Below are 17,985 nucleotides of genomic sequence, written 5' to 3' on the forward strand. Positions count from 1 at the left end.
TCTCCGCTAAAAACTAGCGGGTCTAGCAACCCTATGACTCTATGATAGACGCGGCCGGGCGAATTGTTTGTCACAATATGAGTGAAAAAACAAACTAGTTTTCAGAAGTTTTGTTGAAAGCTGATGGAAATGACCTGAAAAATGGAAAAGCCGATAAAAAAAGTTATACACACCTTATCCCTTGGTTAAGCACAGCTTAAACACAGGGTATATCCACATATCCACAAACTCGATCTATATTTTGTATAGGAACACTCGTTCCCAACAATATATATACACAAATTTATTCAGTTATACACAGGATTCTGTGTATAACTCCCTCCTTATTCACAGACCAATTTCCATAAATGAGTCATATGTCACAAGGATTATTTTGAATTTTCAAGAAATATATACTAGATTTCTAATTTAGATAAAGAAAAAGGGGGAAACACGATTGAAAAAAGGAATCATCCGTTATCTGCTTCCGGCTTTTGTCTTATCCTTTACCTTATCCACAAGTTCACAGGCTGCGCCGGCTTCAAAACCGCAAACTCCTGATCTTGAGAAGGCTGAGGTGTTCGGTGACATTGATATGACCACCGGCAAACAAACGACAGTCATCGTGGAGCTGAAGGAAAAGTCACTGGCGGAAGCAAAGGAACTCGGCAAAGCACAGACAAAAAGCCAGCTGAAAAGCGAACGCGCAAAAGTGAAAAAGAAAGCGCTCAAAACCATTAAACACGGAAAAATCAACAGGGAATATGAGCAAGTGTTTTCCGGCTTCTCCATGAAACTCCCGGCAAATGAAATCCCCAAACTGCTGAGTGATCAGGATGTCAAAGCGGTTTATCCGAATGTCACCTATCATACCGATCAGCTCAAAGATAAAGACATCACCCTATCTAAGGATGCCGTGTCTCCGCAGATGGATGACAGCGCGCCTTATATAGGGGCAAATGACGCATGGAAGCTCGGCTATACGGGTAAAGGCGTCAAGGTTGCCATTATTGACACCGGTGTCGAATATAAACACCCTGACTTAAAGAAAAATTTCGGACAATATAAAGGATACGATTTTGTGGATAACGATTACGATCCTGAAGAAACGCCGTCCGGTGATCCAAGAGGCGCGTCGACTGACCACGGAACCCATGTCGCGGGCACGGTAGCGGCAAACGGAACGATCAAAGGCGTCGCGCCGGATGCTACACTCCTTGCCTACCGTGTGCTCGGTCCGGGCGGAAGCGGAACAACGGAGAACGTCATCGCCGGCATCGAACGCGCCGTACAGGACGGAGCGGATATCATGAACCTTTCTCTCGGCAATTCTGTGAATAACCCAGACTGGGCGACAAGCACGGCGCTTGACTGGGCGATGTCAGAAGGCGTCACGGCCGTTACATCAAACGGAAACAGCGGGCCGAACAATTGGACCGTCGGCTCTCCGGGAACGTCCAGAGAAGCCATCTCCGTCGGAGCGACCCAGCTGCCGCTGAACGAGTACGCCGTGTCCTTCGGTTCCTATTCCTCAGCGAAAGTAATGGGCTACAACAAAGAAGATGACATAAAAGCACTGAATAAAAAAGAAACAGAGCTCATAGAGGCGGGTATCGGCGAGCAAAAGGATTTTGAAGGCAAAGATCTGAAAGGAAAAGTCGCTGTCGTCAAACGGGGCAGCATCGCCTTTGTGGATAAAGCAGACAACGCCAAAAAAGCGGGCGCGATAGGTATGGTTGTGTATAACAATGCCCCGGGAGAAATTGAAGCCAACGTACCGGGCATGTCCGTGCCGACGATTAAGCTTTCATCAGAAGACGGCGAAAAACTCGTCAGCCAATTAAAAGCGGGCGGCACAAAAGCGACATTCAATTTATCCGTGGCTAAATCGCTCACTGAACAAATGGCAGACTTTTCGTCACGCGGTCCGGTTATGGACACGTGGATGATTAAACCCGACGTCTCCGCTCCCGGCGTAAACATCGTCAGCACCATTCCGACCCATGATCCGGCCGACCCGTACGGCTACGGATCGAAGCAGGGAACGAGCATGGCTTCCCCGCATGTAGCCGGCGCAGCTGCCGTCATCAAGCAGGCCAAACCGAAATGGAGCCCGGAACAAATAAAAGCCGCTCTCATGAACACGGCCGAAACCTTAACGGACGCGGACGGTGACGTATACCCGCATAATGCGCAAGGCGCCGGAAGCATCAGAATCATGAAGGCGATCAAAGCAGACTCCCTTGTCGCCCCGGGAAGTTATTCTTACGGAACGTTTATGAAAGACAAAGGCAATGAAACGAAAAAAGAAACCTTTACGATTGAAAATCAATCGTCCATCAGAAAATCATATCAGCTCGAGTACTCTTTCAACGGCACGGGCATTACCGTTTCGGGCACAGACCGGGTCGTGATCCCCGCTCATCAAACCGGAAAGTTCAATGCGAAAGTAAAGGTCAATGCCAAAAAAGTAAAGGCGGGCACCTATGAGGGAACCGTCACAGTGCGTGAAGGCGGAAAAACAGTCGCAAAAGTGCCGACGCTGCTGATTGTAAAAGAGCCGGACTATCCGCGCGTGACGTCAATCGACGTGCAGGACGGCACAACGCAGGGAACCTACCAAATTGAAACCTATCTTCCGGCGGGAGCCGAAGAGCTTGCCTTCCTTGTATATGACAGCAATCTTGACTTTGTCGGCCAAGCCGGCATCTACAAAAAGCAGGATAAAGGCTATCAATATTTCGACTGGAACGGCAAAGTCAATGGTGACAGCGCACTGCCGGCAGGAGAATATTATATGCTGGCCTATGCCGCGAACAAAGGGAAATCAAGCCAGGTGCTGACTGAAAAACCTTTTATCATTGAATAACCGAACAACCCTGCTGGAGCATCAGCAGGGTTTCTTTCTGATCATTCGGCAAAAGCTTCTCGAAGCAGGCGGTATGACTGAAGTTTATCTTCAAAATGATGAGTAATGGTTACAGCCATCACTTCTTCCGTTCCGTATGCTTTACTGAGAGCCAGAATCTGTTCTTTCACTTGTTGCTTCGTTCCGATGATCATTCGATTCCGATTATCGGCAATTCGTCTTTGTTCATACGGTGTGTACGTATTGCCGCGGACGGTTTCGTAAGACGGTACGCCGTGAAGCGGAATCCCCTGTTCACCCGCAAGCAGCGTATAATCCATGACGGCCGCGAGTTCCTCCGCTTTCTCCTCCGTGTCCGCGCACAGCACAAACACCGCCACGGCTGTTTTTGGTTCTTTTCCTAATACAGAAGGTTTAAATCTGCGCTTATATTGTGCTGTCGTGCTTTCTCCGCCTTCTCCATTAATAAAGTGAGCAAACATATAGCCTGCTCCCATTTCTGCGCTCAGAAGCGCGCTTTCCCCCGAAGAACCGAGAAGCCAGACTTCCGGCGCCGTCTTAATAAGGGGTGATGCGGTCAGATTCGGAAAACGGTGATTGTCGTCGGCTGCATCATGCAAATACATCGCCAGCTCACGAAGCTGCTGCGGATATTGATCAGCGTTACGCTTCCCGCCGTCATTCAGCGCCCATGATGCGATCGGCATTCCGCCCGGCGCTCTCCCTAATCCGAGATCGATTCTGCCCGGCGTCAACCCTTCAAGCACGCGGAAATTCTCCGCCACCTTATATGCGCTGTAATGCGGAAGCATGACACCGCCCGAGCCTACACGAATCTCATTCGTTTTCGCCGCAATATGGCTGATCAGCACTTCAGGGCTTGAACCCGCCAACCGCTCTGAAAAATGATGCTCTGACACCCAAAACCTCTTATATCCGAGCTTTTCCGCCTCCTGCGCCAGTCTTACTGTATTCCGCAGCGCGCTTTCCGCGGAACTCCCTTCTGATACAGGAGATTGATCTAATATGCTTAATGAAATCATCACTGTCACCTCATCAACATCGTACCACTGCTAAGCCGTTTTTTCTTTCTGTATGCTTATAAGCATCCCTGATGATAAACATTTATATACCTTGTTCCATTTTGTCGAAATATGTTACACGTGAAACATAAAAAAACCTCTCCCGGTCAGGAGAGGTTTTTTCTTAATTCTTTTGAAAACCTTTATCTTTTACATATTGATTTAAATAGGTTCTCGGTTTTTGTTTCATGAACTGCAGGATTTGATCAGACCACGTTTCAACCCGCTTGCCGTTTGTCCGTTTATCATAATAAGCGGAAATGGTTTCATCATATTCCTTCATATAACTGCGGAAGTGTTCTTCATTCGTATCGTACGTGTTTTCATGATATACGGCTTGTTTCGGCAGGCGCGGCTTTTGACCGGACGGATGAGCGGGATGACCGACTACCAAGCCGAACAGCGGCAGCACATGGTCAGGTGTACCAAGCACTTCTGTCACCTGATCAAGTTCATTTCGAATGCCTCCGATATAACAAATGCCAAGTCCCATTGATTCCGCGGCAACACTTACGTTTTGTGCGGCAAGTGCGGCATCAATGACGCTGACCATAAACATTTCCGTATTCTCAAGAAGCTCGGTAATGTTTTCGCCTTTTTCCTCAGCAAGTTTTTTATGGCGGTACAAATCAGCGCAAAATACAAACAAGTGCCCGTTATTTTCGACGTAAGGCTGGTTTCCGGCCAGTGCCGCCAGCTTCCGCTTTTTCTCTTTATCAGTTACGCCGATGATGGAGTAAGCCTGCACGTAACTGGACGTTGACGCCGCCTGGGCGCTTTTCACTAATGTATCTATCTCTTCTGCTGTCAGAAGCTCGTCAGTAAATGATCGGATCGACCGATGATTAAGTATGGTTTCAATGGTATTGTTCATATAAAAGCCTCCTTCTCTCTATATCATATCCGAAAGGGAATCATGTCAAAAGCGAAATGCTCTAAACAAAAAAAGACAGCCCGAAAAACGAGCCGTCTCACATTAAGAATTGAACAAGTAGCTTTTATATTTCGTCAGCTGCACACTTGCGTTATATACGATCCCGAAGCTGATTAATGTAGAAAGCACCGAGCTCCCCCCATAGCTGACAAACAGCAGCGGAATACCGGTAACCGGCATAATGCCGATATTCATCCCGATGTTCTGGAAGGTGTGAATCACGATAAGTGCAGTAAATCCTACGCAAAAAAACGCGCCAAATCGGTTAAACGCATGCAAGCGGTCAATCAGCACCACAAGCCTGTAAATTAAAAAGAAAAACATGACAACCGCAATGGCGCAGCCTAAAAATCCAAAACTTTCACCCAAAATCGCAAAGATAAAGTCGGTCTGTCCCTCAGGTACGTACACCTTCAGATTATGAATGCCGTTTCCGGTAATGCCGCCCGATCCGATCGCCATAACGGCCTGATCCACCTGCCAGCTTTTATCGCTCTCTGCCTGAGTCGTTGCCGCACTGGAGTCAGACATCCACGATGTAATCCGGTTAATTTGATAATCCGCAATGCCGATTGAATTCGCCACATGGGGAAATTCAATCACGAGAACTAAGAAAAGGCCAAGCACAAGTGCTGCCGAACCGCCGATAATGGTGATCAGCTTCCAGTTTACACCTGACATAAACACCATCACCATAACGATAAACAGACAGATCGCACCCGTTCCGGCATCCTGTAAAACGATCAGCCCGATCGGAATGACCGTCCATGCCGCAATTTTCAAAAGCAGATTGACATCTTCCCGAAGTGATCTTTGATCTTTCGGGCCCGCCTTCGATATAATGGACGCGACCATCATCATAATTCCTATTTTCGTAAACTCAGAGGGCTGGAGGGTAAAGCTGCCGATTTTAAACCAGCTCTTCGCTCCGTTTTTAATCGGCGCGATGGATTCCGGCGCCACACGTAAAAGGAGCAGCGACAGCACGCCGGCAATTAACACGTACAGACTCAGTTTTTCAAGCTGCTCTAAATCAAAATACATGATACTGACCATGAGACCGGCTCCGATGACATAAAAGACGATCTGTCTCATCCAGGCATCACTTCCGTACTGCCCGAACTGTCCGGCCGCATAAATCGCCGCAACACTAATTATTAAAAACACACCAAATATAAAAATCAAATCCCCCTGATAATAGGGATTTTGCTGTTTCTTATATCGACTCATTCTATCCCGCCTTACATTTTCATCGGAAGTCACTATTGTTTATTATACATGAACACCGTTCAAGAAAACATGATGAGGTTGCTTCCTTTTTATTTTTTACGGTTTGGGGACTACACGACATATGACGTGTCAGAAAAGGAAATGTTTCGGTCATGATGAAACTTTTCCGATAAAAAACCCCTTCTCGTCAGAAAAGGGGTTTCAGCCTATGTTTAACGTCATAAACAAGCTGTTCGGGTCCTCTTTATAATGTGCAAACGGATCACAATATTGAAACCCGGCTTTTTCATACAGGCGTCTGGCGGGGAGAAAAGCCTCCATAGAACCGGTTTCCAAGCTGATCCGCTGATAGCCCCGCCGCCTTGCTTCTTCAATCATATGACGGAGGATCCGGTTGGCTGCACCTTTTCTGACATGATGCCGAGAGGTTTTCATTGATTTGATCTCACCGTGCCGGCTGTTTAGCTCCTTTAAGGCACCGCAGCCGAGCAGGATGCCGTTTTCCCTCGCACTCCAAAACGTAACGTCAGGCTGACGCAGCCGGTCCGCATTGAGCGCATGTATACTTTCCGGAGGAGAATGCATGGTCATGCTCTTCAGATGATCCTGCAAAAGCGCAATGACATCCGGCGCTGTGACATCTTCTTTCCTTACGTCCACTTCAAACCACCCTTGCTGTGCATGTTTCTTTGACCATAGCAAAGGTTCACAGCCTGCGCCATTCCATTGTCCGGAAATGTGACAGGGTATTTGGCCTTTCCGGTTTCTTGTACCTATCCAAAAATGAGGCAATAGTTGCAATACATTTCTCGAAAAAGCGGTATCAAAAATTGGAAAACATGGTATAATAATTGTAACAAAATGTTCAAAAAACGACCACAAAACAGACACATTTCATTCTCTGTATTTCATTTTGGAAACGCTCCCATAAAATGAAAGGAGACATGTAAGATGGACATGTTTTTTGCTTATTTACTGGTCGCAAGCGCAACACCCCTCTTTATCTGGCTGGATAACAAAAAAGTCGCTCTTTCGGCCATACCGCCAATTATTCTCATGTGGGTTTTCTTCTACTTTTACGCAACCAGCAGCCTATCCCCTCTCGGCCACACACTCATGATCATCCTGTTTGCCGTCAACGTCATCGTTGCCCATATCGCCGCCTTTATCATTTACGGCCTTCCGCGCTTGCGCCGGAGAAGAAGCCAATAAAGGCACAAAAAACCCTCTTCGCCTGAACGAAGAGGGTTTCTTTTTATTCCTGATGTTCGGAATGATGCTTCGCACCGCCAGGAGGGTTTCCATCCATATGGTCACCGTGATGGTAGTGCGCCGCAAAGATCCAGATGGAACCAAGGATGATAACAATCGCTCCGAAAAATCCGAAGAGCGTGTTTCCGACTTGAATTCCGCCGTTTTCGCTTTCTGTCATGTGCATGAACATGAGAAGCTGAAGACCGGCTTGGATAAATGCGAATCCGAAAATGATCCAGAGTTTTGCTGATGGGCTTAATTCCGTATATACTGCAACCCAAAGGGCCAGCAGGGTCAGAATAATAGACAACGCAAAACCTACGATATGCTTCCACGGAAAGTGGCTGTGTTCAGCAGATTTGTTTGCCATATTATAGTCCCCCCAATCCGATGAGATAGACGCCTGTAAAGATGAAGATCCAAACAACGTCTAAGAAGTGCCAGTATAAACTTGAGATAAAGATTTTTGAAGACGTCTGCGGCGTTAATCCGCGTTTCTTCAATTGCAGTAAGATGCCGGCAATCCAGAAGATACCGATCGTTACGTGCGTTCCGTGCGTTCCCAGAAGGACGAAGAATCCAGACCAGAAAGCACTTGTACCGAGAGATGCTCCTTCATGTACATAGTGGATGAACTCGTTAAGCTCACATCCGACGAAGCCCGCGCCGAGAAGAAGCGTAATGATCGTCCAAATGACGACGCCTTTTAAACTTCCGCGACGCATTTCATGAACAGCGATCCCGCAGGTGAAACTGCTGATCAGAAGCAGGAATGTCATGATCATGACAAGCTTCACTTCAAATAATTCAGCCGGTAAGACTCCTCCTGCTGTTCTTCTTTGAAGAACGAAGAAGGTTGCAAATAGTGTTGAGAACAACACAATCTCTGCCCCTAAAAAGATCCAAAACCCGAGAATATTGAGTCTGCCGGTTTCAGATTGATATTCCATAGGCGCGTTAGAATTGCCGTGTTCTGCATGTTCCATAAATCACGCCTCCTTTATTCGGAAATCTTTCTTTCCGTCTCTTTTATTTCTTCAACAGGTATATAGTAGCCATTGTCATATTCAAATGAACGAAGCACCATGCAAAGCAGAATGCCGATCAAGCCGACAATGCCCATCCAGAACCATTCAAATACAAGTCCGAAGCCTGCAATACCGAACGCCACTGACATAATAAGCGGTCTTCCGGAGTTGTGCGGCATATGGATTTTCTTGAACTTGCTTTCCGGATGAATATCCGTTTTGTCTTCTTTCAATTGCAGGTACGCATCTTGAGATTTCACTTCAGGAAGCACCGCAAAGTTGTAATGCGGCGGAATCGCAGATGAAGTCGCCCACTCAAGCGTACGTCCCACGCCCCATGAATCTCCGCTGATCTCGCGAGTAGAGTAGCGGAAGCTGTAGTAGATGTTGTAGCAAAGGATTAAGAATCCGACACCCATCATGAAGGCTCCGACAGTTGAAATAAAGTTTAATGCAGTCCATCCGTCATTCGGTCCGTAAGTGTAAATACGGCGAGGCATACCTTGCAGCCCCAAGAAGTATTGAGGGAAGAAACATACATTAAATCCGATCATAAAGATCCAGAAGAACCATTTTCCGATTCTTTCGTTCAGCTTGTGGCCGAACATTTTCGGATACCAGAAAATAAATCCTGCGAAACATGCAAATACCGTACCCGCGATCAGCACATAGTGGAAGTGAGATACGAGGAAGTACGTATTATGGTATTGATAATCGGCTGCAGCCATCGCAAGCATAACCCCTGTTACCCCGCCGACAACGAAGTTCGGGATGAACGCGAGCGCCCACAGCATCGGTGTTGTAAAACTGATCCGGCCTTTATACATCGTAAAGAGCCAGTTAAAGATTTTAACCCCGGTCGGAACCGAAATCGCCATCGTTGTAATCGAGAAGAAAGAGTTAACAGACGCACTGTTCCCCATTGTGAAGAAGTGGTGAGTCCATACAAGGAAACTCAGGACGGAAATGGCGATAATTGAGCCGACCATCGCTTTGTAACCGAATAACTGCTTTCTTGCAAACGCTGAAATAATTTCAGAGAAAATACCGAATGCCGGTAAGATAACGATATATACTTCAGGGTGTCCCCAAATCCAGAACAAGTTAGCCCAAAGCATCGGCATACCGCCGGCTTCCAGCGTGAAAAAGTGAGCGCCGAACAAACGGTCAAATGATAACAGCGCCAATGCCACTGTCAAAACAGGGAAGGCGAATACGATAATAACCATTGTAATCAGCGTCGTCCATGTGAACATCGGCATACGCATCAGCGTCATGCCTTTCGTACGCATTTTCAGGATCGTCACCATAAAGTTGATACCCGTCATCAGCGTACCGATACCGGCAATCTGAAGACCGAGCAGGTAGAAGTTCTCACCAGGCCCGGGACTCATGTCGTTGCTTGCCAGCGGCATGTAACTCGTCCAGCCTGCGTTCGGAGAACCTCCGATAACAAAAGAAATATTGAAAAGCATCGCACCTACGAAGAACGTCCAGAAACTCAGGTTGTTCAAGTAAGGGAATGCTACGTCGCGCGCACCGATCTGCAAAGGTACGACAACGTTGATCAGACCGATTAAAAACGGCATCGCCATGAAGATAATCATGATCGTACCGTGAGTCGTAAAGATCTCATTATAGTGGTTTGAGTCTAAAAAACTGTTATTAGGAAGCGCTAACTGGGCGCGCATCATCAAGCCGTCGACCCCGCCGCGGAACAGCATGATAACAGCAGAGATAATGTACATGATTCCAAGTTTCTTATGGTCTACAGACGTAAGCCATTCAGACCAGAGCCACTTCCACTTTTTGAAGTATGTGAGTACAACGATGATAGCAATAGTGGAAAGCGCAATGGAAACTTGTGCGCCCAGAATTAATGGGTCACCTGTTACAAAAAATTCATCCCATCTCAATTTCATTCGGGCTTCCTCCTTTCTTGTTCAATTTCAATCTTGTTTATCGTCGGATACTTTAAATTCGTTTTTCTTTACATTTTCCCACGGATCTGTTTTAGAGTGCGGTGATACGGCTTTGTAGCCAAGGCGTTTGCGCGCCTCCATCGCATATTCGGCATCTTGGCCGTGGTCAACGTATTTTAAGTGTGTAGAAGAGAACGTTAATTTACCGACATTCTCCGGAAGCATCAGTTCGTCATACTTCTCTTTCGTCAGCTTTGGAGAATCGCTTTGGGCTTTTTTCACCCAGCTGTTAAAGTCTTTTTGCGTAACAGCTTTTACGTTGAATTTCTGGTCGGCAAAGTGTTCGCCGGTGAAGTTCGCGTTGCGGCCTTCATATGTTCCCACTTTGTCAGCCTGTAAGTATTGATCCATCAGCATTCCCGCCATCGCGTATTTTTGTCCCCCAAGCTGAGGAATCCATAGCGATGCCATTGAATCGGCTGAAGAAATTTTAAATAAAACCGGACGGTCTACAGGAATGTTCAGGTAGTTAACCGTCTCAATATCCTGCTCTGGGTAGCTGAATACCCATTTCCAGTCTACCGAAGTAGCATAAACAACAAGAGGCTCTTTATCCTTTGTCGCTTCAGGCGCTTTTTCTAACGAATATATCGTCTGTACGGTAGGCACAGAAAGTGCAATAACAATTAAAATTGGGATCACTGTCCAGACTACTTCTAAGAACGTGTTGCCGTGCATCTCGGGCTTGTAATTTCCGCTGTCTTTGCCTTTGCGGTCGCGGTATTTCACTAAAATGATTGTAAATAGTACGAAAACGACGCCGACAATGAACAGCATAAATCCGATTGACAAGAGAATCAGATCTTTCTGCTGGTCTGCTACAGGTCCTTTCGGATCTAAAACGGAAATGTCGCTGCATCCGCCCAGTACGAAAACAACAGCCAACATCGCTAATAAAAGTAACGGTTTAAATGCTCTGAACAAGAAGATCACCATCCTTCCTATTGATGTAGTGAATCTGAAATGTACTTTCTCAAAATCTTTTCTCTATCTACCTTGTTATGCTATCAAAATCTGCCCTTATTAGCTTTATTTTTTTCTAAAGTTCATCTTTTTTTCGACCTAATGTCACAAAATCGTCAAAAAATGCATGAACTTTTTCCACTTGCGCAAACCAAACATAAAAAGTTTTAGATCATTTAGCATATATAGAGAAAAAAGATAGTGAGAACGAATAATACCAAATAAAGGTTTACCATAATAAAAAACGCTGGTCAACAAAAAGTTTCATTTTGTTAAACATTCTACAAAAGAAATATTTTTTCCTTTGCTCACACCTTTTCACACGGTTTCCATTTTAACGCAACGCATTATGAAAAAAAAGACCGGAACGCGCCTTGATATGTTCATTATAAAAAACGCATTCATATGTTTAATATGGACAAAACGAAGGAAACATATAGGCATAAATAATAAAAAATAGGAAGTGATATTTATGGGTTTTATCGTATCTCTGATTGTCGCTATTATTATCGGCTGGATCGGAAGTTTATTTGTAAAAGGCAGTATGCCCGGGGGAATCATCGGGTCAATGATCGCCGGTCTGATCGGCGCATGGATCGGGCACGGACTGCTCGGCACATGGGGTCCTCACCTTGCCGGCTTTGCCATCATTCCGGCAATCATCGGAGCTGCGATCGTGGTATTCTTATTCAGCCTGATCGCCAGAAGCAGAGGATAAAAAAAAGCCTCGTCCCTTATGGGATGGGGCTTTTTTCCGGTAGAGCGCCCAAATGGCGGATAAGCCGCCGGAAAGCCGCTCTGCCTTCTTCTGTCTGTTTAAAGACGCCGGCATGCTCCAGTATCCGCGCAAAGGCATGGCCGATTTCCTCTTTCAGAATCTGTTCCGCGTTTTCTTTCGTTACCTTCCGCTTATGCAGCACACTGAGCGCCCAATCTTTATGCTTTGCCGCAGAAGGGTCTGCCGTTAAGACCGCTTCCGGGTCCGGTGAGCACAGCGCTTCAGCCGTGTATTTCATTTCTTGTTCAAGGCGGCCCGGCAGAATCGCAAGCCCCATTACCTCAATCAGTCCGATATTTTCTTTTTTCAGGTGATGAACTTCCTGATGGGGATGAAAAATTCCCAGCGGATGCTCATCAGAGGTGCGGTTATTTCTGAGGACGAGATCTAATTCGAATAAACCGTTTCTCCGCCGGGCAATCGGCGTAATTGTATTGTGCGGTGTTTCTCCTGAACAGGCGAGGAGATCAGCCGCCTCATCGGAATAACCGCGCCATGCCCGCAGGATGGCATCCGCCGCGCCGGAAAGCTCAGACGCGCTCTCGCTTTGCAGGCGGATGACCGACATCGGCCACTTCACAATTCCCAACACCGTTTTCGGATAGTCAGGCAGCTTGTACCGGCTTTCTGTCTCCGCCCGCGCCATCGGGAATTCATAATTGCCCCCCTGAAAATGGTCGTGGCTTAAAATACTGCCGCCGACAATCGGCAGATCAGCATTGGAACCGAGAAAATAATGAGGATACTGGCTGACGAACGACAGCAGCCGGTCAAACGTTTTTTTGCTGATCTTCATCGGTTCGTGCCGGTCTTTCAAAACGATGCAATGCTCCCGGTAATACACATACGGAGAAAATTGCAGAAACCACTGCTCATCGCCGAGAATTACCGGAATGACACGAAGGTTTTGACGCGCCGGGTGATCCGGTCTCCCCTCGTACCCGACATTTTCTTTACAAAGAACACATCTCGGATAATCGGATTGAGACTGCTCTTTGGCAGCGGCAATTGCTTTCGGATCTTTTTCCGGTTTTGAAAGGTTGATCGTGATGTCCAGCTTTCCGTAAGCCGTCTCAGCCGTCCACCCGACATTCCGCTGTATTCTATCCGAACGGATATAATACACATCCTCTGAAAATCGGTAAAACGCCTTTGTCGCCTGCTCCGGCCCGTGCACCGCCTTTGTTTCTTCAAAACGACGGACAATCTCGGACGGCTGCGGGGCAAAGCAGCCCATGATCTTCGCGCTCAGCAGGTCGCGATAGGTGTCTGTATCGGCTGCAATCCGGCCCGTTTCTGCCGCCCATTCATAAATCGGGGCCAATATGTCCGGCAATGATGCCGCCGATTCATTTTCTTTCTGTTCTGAAACCTCCGGATGGGTGATATGCAAAGCTTCATATAAACGGTTTCTTGTATATTCAATATCAAGATAGGAAATCAGCTCTTTTTGCAATCCGTACCGGATTAAACGTTCCACGTGCCGCTCAATTGCCATCGTCATCCCCCTTTAGTTCTCTCGCTCCGGCTCCGACATCCGCCGTGTAAAAGTCAGCTTTTCTCCCTGTCTTTTCCTCATAGCGGGCCCCTGCCGTTTCAATAAAATCCGAAACCGCATCGTCCTTGACGATACTGACCGTACAGCCGCCGAAACCGGCTCCCGTCATCCTTGATCCGATCACCCCGCCGTGGCGCCAGGCCGCTTCAGCCAGTGTATCCAGCTCATGACTCGTCACCTCGTAGTCATCGCGTAAAGAGAGATGCGAATCCCTCATTAATTCACCGATATGATGAAGCTGATTGTTACTGAACATGTCGGCGGCCTCTATTGTGCGGTGATTTTCATAGACGGCGTGTTTCGCTCGGCGTCTGTTCACTTCATTCTGAATCAGCTCCGCATGGGCGTCAAAAGCGGAAGGGGTCAGATCTCCCAGTGATTGAACGGAAAGATGCTTCTGAAGATCACAAAGCGCTTCCCCGCACTCCTTGAGCCTCGTATTATAGCCTGAGTCTGCAAGCGTTCGTTTTTTATTGGTATTTGCAATAACGATCGACAGCCCCGACAGCCCGAGTTTTGTATATTCAAAGCTGAGCGTCCCGCAATTCAGCAGAATCGCATGATGTTTCTTTCCCATTCCGATGGCGAATTGATCCATCATTCCGCAGCTGACGCCGATAAAGGAATTTTCTGCCGTCTGAGCGAGCTTCACCAAGTCGAGCATATCCGCCTCAAGCTCATGGCATTCCTTGAGAATGACCGCCGTGACAAGTTCAATCGAAGCCGAAGATGACAGCCCCGCGCCGTTCGGGATGTTTCCCCAGAACACAATATCGAAGCCGTGCGGAAGGGAAAAACCGCTGCCGAGACATTCCGCCATGACCCCTTTCGGATAATTGGCCCACCCGTCCTCTTTTTGATAACGGATATCATCGAGACTGCATTCCTTTATGCCTGCCTCTTTAAAATTATGAGAGTACATTCTGACGAGCCTGTCCCCTCTCTCCCGGACGGCTGCATATGTACCGATCGTCAGCGCGCACGGAAAGACGTGGCCCCCGTTATAATCCGTATGCTCTCCGATGAGATTCACTCTGCCAGGCGCAAAGAAAATGCGCAGGTCCTCCGATTCCCCGAATACATCAGCAAACGCTTTCTTTATTTTGTGCTTCATACGCATCCCCTTTCACCATTACACTTTCCCCCGGGGCGCGGAAAGAAACCTTTATGACACGCCCTCTTCTTTCGCTTTTCTGAAGACAATCCACTTGCTGGCCGCATAGTTGACGACTACGATAATGACGTTATCGGCGATTTTCGCCAGCGTTTCGTTCATATGAAATTGACTGACCAGAAGAATCATCATGGCGAGATCGATGGCGAGAGACAATACCCGCACGCTGAAAAAGGCCGTCAATTCTTTCATCAGACTCCGCATCCCCGCGGTCTTTTGCTGAAATACATACAGTTTATTCGTAACATAAGCAAATAGAACGGACAGAATCCAAGCAACGACGGTCGCCGCCTTGTAATCCATCTCAAATGCCGACGTCAGAATGTAAAAACTGACGATATTCACGATGGTCGTGAATATCCCCATAATGATATACATCATAATTTCTCTGTAGCGCATGGCAGTTCCTCGCTTTCTGAAAGACTTTTCTAAACCTTTTGTCAAATCAAGAAGAACGTTACCCTGATTTTCTGCCGCTGACAAAAACATAGAGCGCTTCAAACATGCTGCGGAAAGTAACCGGCCTTCCGAGCACATTGGATTGCTTAATCATCCCGTCGATGAGCGCGCACATCATTTTAGCGGTATGCTCGGTATCTATATGGTCTTCTATTAAATTTCTCGATTTGAGCCAATTTATGTACATGGTGCTTTCTTCTATCCATAACTTATAAAGACGGATATAAGCTTCATATTCACTGACGACTTTGTAATTGGGCATATGAACGGCAAAAGACACAACATTCCAGGCAGGCTTGCTGTTTACAAACCGCATCAACAGGCTGGCCGCGCTTACCGCAGCTTCACAAAGCGTCAACGGCCGCGCTGTTTGCTTTTCTAATTCGTCGAGATAGCCAGTGATAATCCTTTTTTTAATCTGACGCCTGTCTAACAAATGCTTCAGAAAATCTTCCTTACTTTCAAAATGAACGTAAAACGCGCCTTTGCTGAAACCCGCCGCTTTACTGATGTCATCGATTGAGACTGAATCGTAAGCTCTTTCAATCAGGAGATGAAGGCCTGCGTCAATAAAACTTTCAAATGTTTCTTCTCTCTTAATTTGAAATTTGTTTTTTTTCATTTTTTACCCCAGCTGTTTGATCATTCACTTTATCTTACACCGAATCATTCTTTTGCGGTATTTTTTATGCAAAAAGAATATGCTAGTCGACGCTTTGAGGGTAAATATTAATAGGTCATATGATTTATTTTTATTTGCATACTATCCAGTCAGTATTTATTTGTTTATTATTATATGTAAGAATTCTTGAAGGATTTTGGTTATTTCAGTCATTTTCTTAGGGAATAGGTAGGTGAATTCATCTTCAATTTGGGATTACCGGCCAACTATGTGTGATATTTGTTATACATTGGCTGCTGTAGCTGGGCAAATCAATTTTTCAATTGGAGGTTCTTATGAAAACTCATGTAATGAAAGATATAGATCAAGATTGGCAATTGTTAATTCAAGAGGCTAGAATCATGGGTTTGCACATTGACGATGTGAGGCGCTTCTTAAATACTGAAAAAGCGGTGAAGAAAAAAACACCAATGAAAAACACCATCCGCCAGCGGTAAGATTACAGGCGGATCCTTTTACTATATGACCTGCCACAGTCCGCCCGCACCCGAGTTTTCAAAGGAACATCCGCAATAAGAGGGGAATCAGAGAACAAACCGTATACCGGATAACCATTCCCGTCCGCATTCCGCAATTGAACAGCCAAACATGGTGATATGAGATCCCCCCGCTGCATATCTTGTGTATATGCCCATTTATGAGGTGATACACAGATGGATACGAATCCCTATTATGATGAAAAACAACAGAACTACTACGAAGGCCTGAATCCTTATTTATTGAACAAAATAGACGAAAACTGGCGGACAGTGCTTGATGTCGGCTGCGGCACAGGCAATTTAGGAGCGGCGATCGAAGACCGCGGAATAACGGTTTACGGCATTGAAGCGTATCCCGAAGCCGCAAAAAAGGCGGAAAGCAAATTGAGCCACGTGCTTTGCGGCGACATTGAATCCGCCATTCTTCCGTACGATTCAGAGCAATTCGACTGCATGCTGTTCGGAGACGTTCTGGAGCATCTTGTCGACCCGTGGTCCGTGCTGAAAAAGCTTCGTCCTTATGTAAAAAAAGACGGCACGGTGCTTGCATGCATACCGAATGTCGGCCACATCTCAGTGGTGCTGGAGCTTTTAGCCGGCAAATGGACTTACAGTGACGCCGGATTAATGGATCAGACCCACCTGCGTTTTTTTACCCGTGAAGAGACGCTTTCATTATTTAAAGCCGCCGGCTATGAGGTGAAACGCATTGAGGCGATCCGCGTTGATCACCCTTCTTACCACAAAGCCATCGCATCATTGCACGAAGTATGCGTACAGCTTGGCATAAGGCATGACTTTATGACAGAAGCATCGGCGTATCAATATGTGATTGAGGCCGAGAGGAGCATGTAATGGATTCACATTCATTTCTGTTTGTCGTCTGTGTGAATGACGAGCCGCTGTACTCCCGGTGCAAGAGCCATATCATGCAGCTTACCGTCCCCCCTTCATACTCCGTTGACATCATGCCGATATACGATTCAGCAAGCATGGCCTCGTCCTACAACAAAGCGCTGAGACATCCCTCCAAATATAAAATTTATCTGCATCAGGATACCTTTATCATTCATCAGCATTTCCTTCATGACATGCTTCATATCTTTCAATCTCATCAGGAGCTCGGCCTTCTCGGTGTCGCCGGCTGCAAAACCCTGCCGCCGAACGGCATTTGGTGGGAAAGCGGACAGCGGATGGGAAAAGTGATTGAATACCGGGGGAATGCTTATCACCCCTTGGACTTTAAGCACGGTGATGAAGACGGCCTGTTTATGCCCGCTGCCGCCATTGACGGCTTGTTAATGGCGGCTCAATATGACGTGGAGTGGCGGGAGGATTTGTTTCGCGGCTTTCATTTTTACGACACATCACAGTCGCTTGAATTTCAAAAACACGGATATCAAGTCGGCGTCGCCTGCCAAAAAGACCCTTGGTGCCTTCATTTTTGCGGCGACTCATTTGACGCCGCGGCATATGAAGCGGACAGACAAACATTTGTCAAACACTATATGGCAAAGCCCTCTCGCTGATCGAG

The 17,985-nt window shown here is 46.7% G+C and carries 18 protein-coding genes; 6 read left to right on the plus strand and 12 right to left on the minus strand.

Annotated features, from left to right (window positions below; genetic code table 11):
- The first annotated feature begins 436 nt into the window (after nucleotides 1-436).
- A complete protein-coding gene (locus tag NYE42_RS19035; protein WP_352426643.1) occupies nucleotides 437-2,848 on the plus strand; it encodes a S8 family serine peptidase in 2,412 nt (803 codons plus the stop codon).
- Between the two features lie 41 nt (nucleotides 2,849-2,889).
- On the opposite strand, the gene NYE42_RS19040 is transcribed toward NYE42_RS19035, so the two are convergent.
- From NYE42_RS19040 to NYE42_RS19055, 4 genes are all read right to left on the minus strand, one after another.
- Nucleotides 2,890-3,891 (minus strand): LLM class flavin-dependent oxidoreductase, encoded by a 1,002-nt coding sequence (locus NYE42_RS19040; RefSeq protein ID WP_059367565.1) that lies wholly within the window; start codon nucleotides 3,889-3,891, stop codon nucleotides 2,890-2,892.
- 163 nt (nucleotides 3,892-4,054) lie between these two features.
- Nucleotides 4,055-4,804, minus strand: a complete 750-nt coding sequence (gene nfsA / locus NYE42_RS19045) for an oxygen-insensitive NADPH nitroreductase (protein WP_007407708.1) — start codon at nucleotides 4,802-4,804, stop codon at nucleotides 4,055-4,057.
- A gap of 102 nt (nucleotides 4,805-4,906) precedes the next feature.
- Nucleotides 4,907-6,094, minus strand: a complete 1,188-nt coding sequence (locus NYE42_RS19050) for an FtsW/RodA/SpoVE family cell cycle protein (protein ID WP_144664800.1) — start codon at nucleotides 6,092-6,094, stop codon at nucleotides 4,907-4,909.
- A gap of 201 nt (nucleotides 6,095-6,295) precedes the next feature.
- A complete protein-coding gene (locus NYE42_RS19055) occupies nucleotides 6,296-6,754 on the minus strand; it encodes a GNAT family N-acetyltransferase (RefSeq protein ID WP_144664799.1) in 459 nt (152 codons plus the stop codon).
- 291 nt (nucleotides 6,755-7,045) lie between these two features.
- On the opposite strand from NYE42_RS19055, the gene ywcE reads away from it, so the two are divergent.
- Nucleotides 7,046-7,306 (plus strand): spore morphogenesis/germination protein YwcE, encoded by a 261-nt coding sequence (ywcE, locus tag NYE42_RS19060; RefSeq protein ID WP_003150937.1) that lies wholly within the window; start codon nucleotides 7,046-7,048, stop codon nucleotides 7,304-7,306.
- 43 nt (nucleotides 7,307-7,349) lie between these two features.
- Here the strand turns inward: ywcE and qoxD are convergent, their stop codons facing one another.
- From qoxD to qoxA, 4 genes are read right to left on the minus strand one after another with little or no spacing between them, the layout of a single operon-like run.
- The gene (qoxD, locus tag NYE42_RS19065) at nucleotides 7,350-7,718 is read right to left on the minus strand and encodes a cytochrome aa3 quinol oxidase subunit IV (RefSeq protein WP_007407711.1); all 369 of its coding nucleotides are present in this window, start codon (nucleotides 7,716-7,718) and stop codon (nucleotides 7,350-7,352) included.
- A gap of 1 nt (nucleotide 7,719) precedes the next feature.
- Entirely contained in the window at nucleotides 7,720-8,334 is a 615-nt protein-coding gene (gene qoxC / locus NYE42_RS19070; RefSeq protein WP_003150930.1) for a cytochrome aa3 quinol oxidase subunit III, read from the minus strand.
- A gap of 14 nt (nucleotides 8,335-8,348) precedes the next feature.
- A complete protein-coding gene (gene qoxB / locus NYE42_RS19075) occupies nucleotides 8,349-10,298 on the minus strand; it encodes a cytochrome aa3 quinol oxidase subunit I (protein ID WP_012118743.1) in 1,950 nt (649 codons plus the stop codon).
- Nucleotides 10,299-10,325: 27 nt separating this feature from the next.
- Nucleotides 10,326-11,291 (minus strand): cytochrome aa3 quinol oxidase subunit II, encoded by a 966-nt coding sequence (gene qoxA, locus NYE42_RS19080; protein ID WP_012118744.1) that lies wholly within the window; start codon nucleotides 11,289-11,291, stop codon nucleotides 10,326-10,328.
- Between the two features lie 502 nt (nucleotides 11,292-11,793).
- On the opposite strand from qoxA, the gene NYE42_RS19085 reads away from it, so the two are divergent.
- Nucleotides 11,794-12,039, plus strand: coding sequence for a GlsB/YeaQ/YmgE family stress response membrane protein (locus NYE42_RS19085; protein WP_003150926.1), 246 nt, complete (start codon nucleotides 11,794-11,796; stop codon nucleotides 12,037-12,039).
- A gap of 16 nt (nucleotides 12,040-12,055) precedes the next feature.
- On the opposite strand, the gene galT is transcribed toward NYE42_RS19085, so the two are convergent.
- From galT to NYE42_RS19105, 4 genes are all read right to left on the minus strand, one after another.
- On the minus strand, nucleotides 12,056-13,597 hold the full coding sequence (gene galT, locus NYE42_RS19090; protein ID WP_352426644.1) for a UDP-glucose--hexose-1-phosphate uridylyltransferase: 1,542 nt from the start codon (nucleotides 13,595-13,597) through the stop codon (nucleotides 12,056-12,058).
- Complete coding sequence (locus NYE42_RS19095; protein WP_144463823.1) at nucleotides 13,587-14,771, minus strand: galactokinase; 1,185 nt, start codon at nucleotides 14,769-14,771, stop codon at nucleotides 13,587-13,589. Before NYE42_RS19095 ends, galT begins: the two co-directional genes overlap by 11 nt.
- 51 nt (nucleotides 14,772-14,822) lie before the next feature.
- On the minus strand, nucleotides 14,823-15,209 hold the full coding sequence (locus tag NYE42_RS19100) for a GtrA family protein (protein ID WP_352427016.1): 387 nt from the start codon (nucleotides 15,207-15,209) through the stop codon (nucleotides 14,823-14,825).
- A 79-nt stretch (nucleotides 15,210-15,288) separates the two neighbouring features.
- The gene (locus tag NYE42_RS19105; protein ID WP_144463822.1) at nucleotides 15,289-15,912 is read right to left on the minus strand and encodes a TetR/AcrR family transcriptional regulator; all 624 of its coding nucleotides are present in this window, start codon (nucleotides 15,910-15,912) and stop codon (nucleotides 15,289-15,291) included.
- A 335-nt stretch (nucleotides 15,913-16,247) separates the two neighbouring features.
- On the opposite strand from NYE42_RS19105, the gene NYE42_RS19110 reads away from it, so the two are divergent.
- From NYE42_RS19110 to NYE42_RS19120, 3 genes are all read left to right on the plus strand, one after another.
- Entirely contained in the window at nucleotides 16,248-16,409 is a 162-nt protein-coding gene (locus NYE42_RS19110; RefSeq protein ID WP_003150917.1) for an anti-repressor SinI family protein, read from the plus strand.
- 216 nt (nucleotides 16,410-16,625) lie between these two features.
- Nucleotides 16,626-17,306: a class I SAM-dependent methyltransferase gene (locus NYE42_RS19115; RefSeq protein WP_085341605.1), complete on the plus strand. Its 681-nt coding sequence runs from the start codon at nucleotides 16,626-16,628 to the stop codon at nucleotides 17,304-17,306.
- Nucleotides 17,306-17,980 (plus strand): glycosyltransferase family protein, encoded by a 675-nt coding sequence (locus tag NYE42_RS19120; protein ID WP_122504259.1) that lies wholly within the window; start codon nucleotides 17,306-17,308, stop codon nucleotides 17,978-17,980. Before NYE42_RS19115 ends, NYE42_RS19120 begins: the two co-directional genes overlap by 1 nt.
- Nucleotides 17,981-17,985 lie beyond the last annotated feature (5 nt).

Origin of the sequence: Bacillus sp. FSL K6-2865 (assembly GCF_040311405.1) — a bacterium.
GTDB lineage: Bacteria > Bacillota > Bacilli > Bacillales > Bacillaceae > Bacillus > Bacillus velezensis.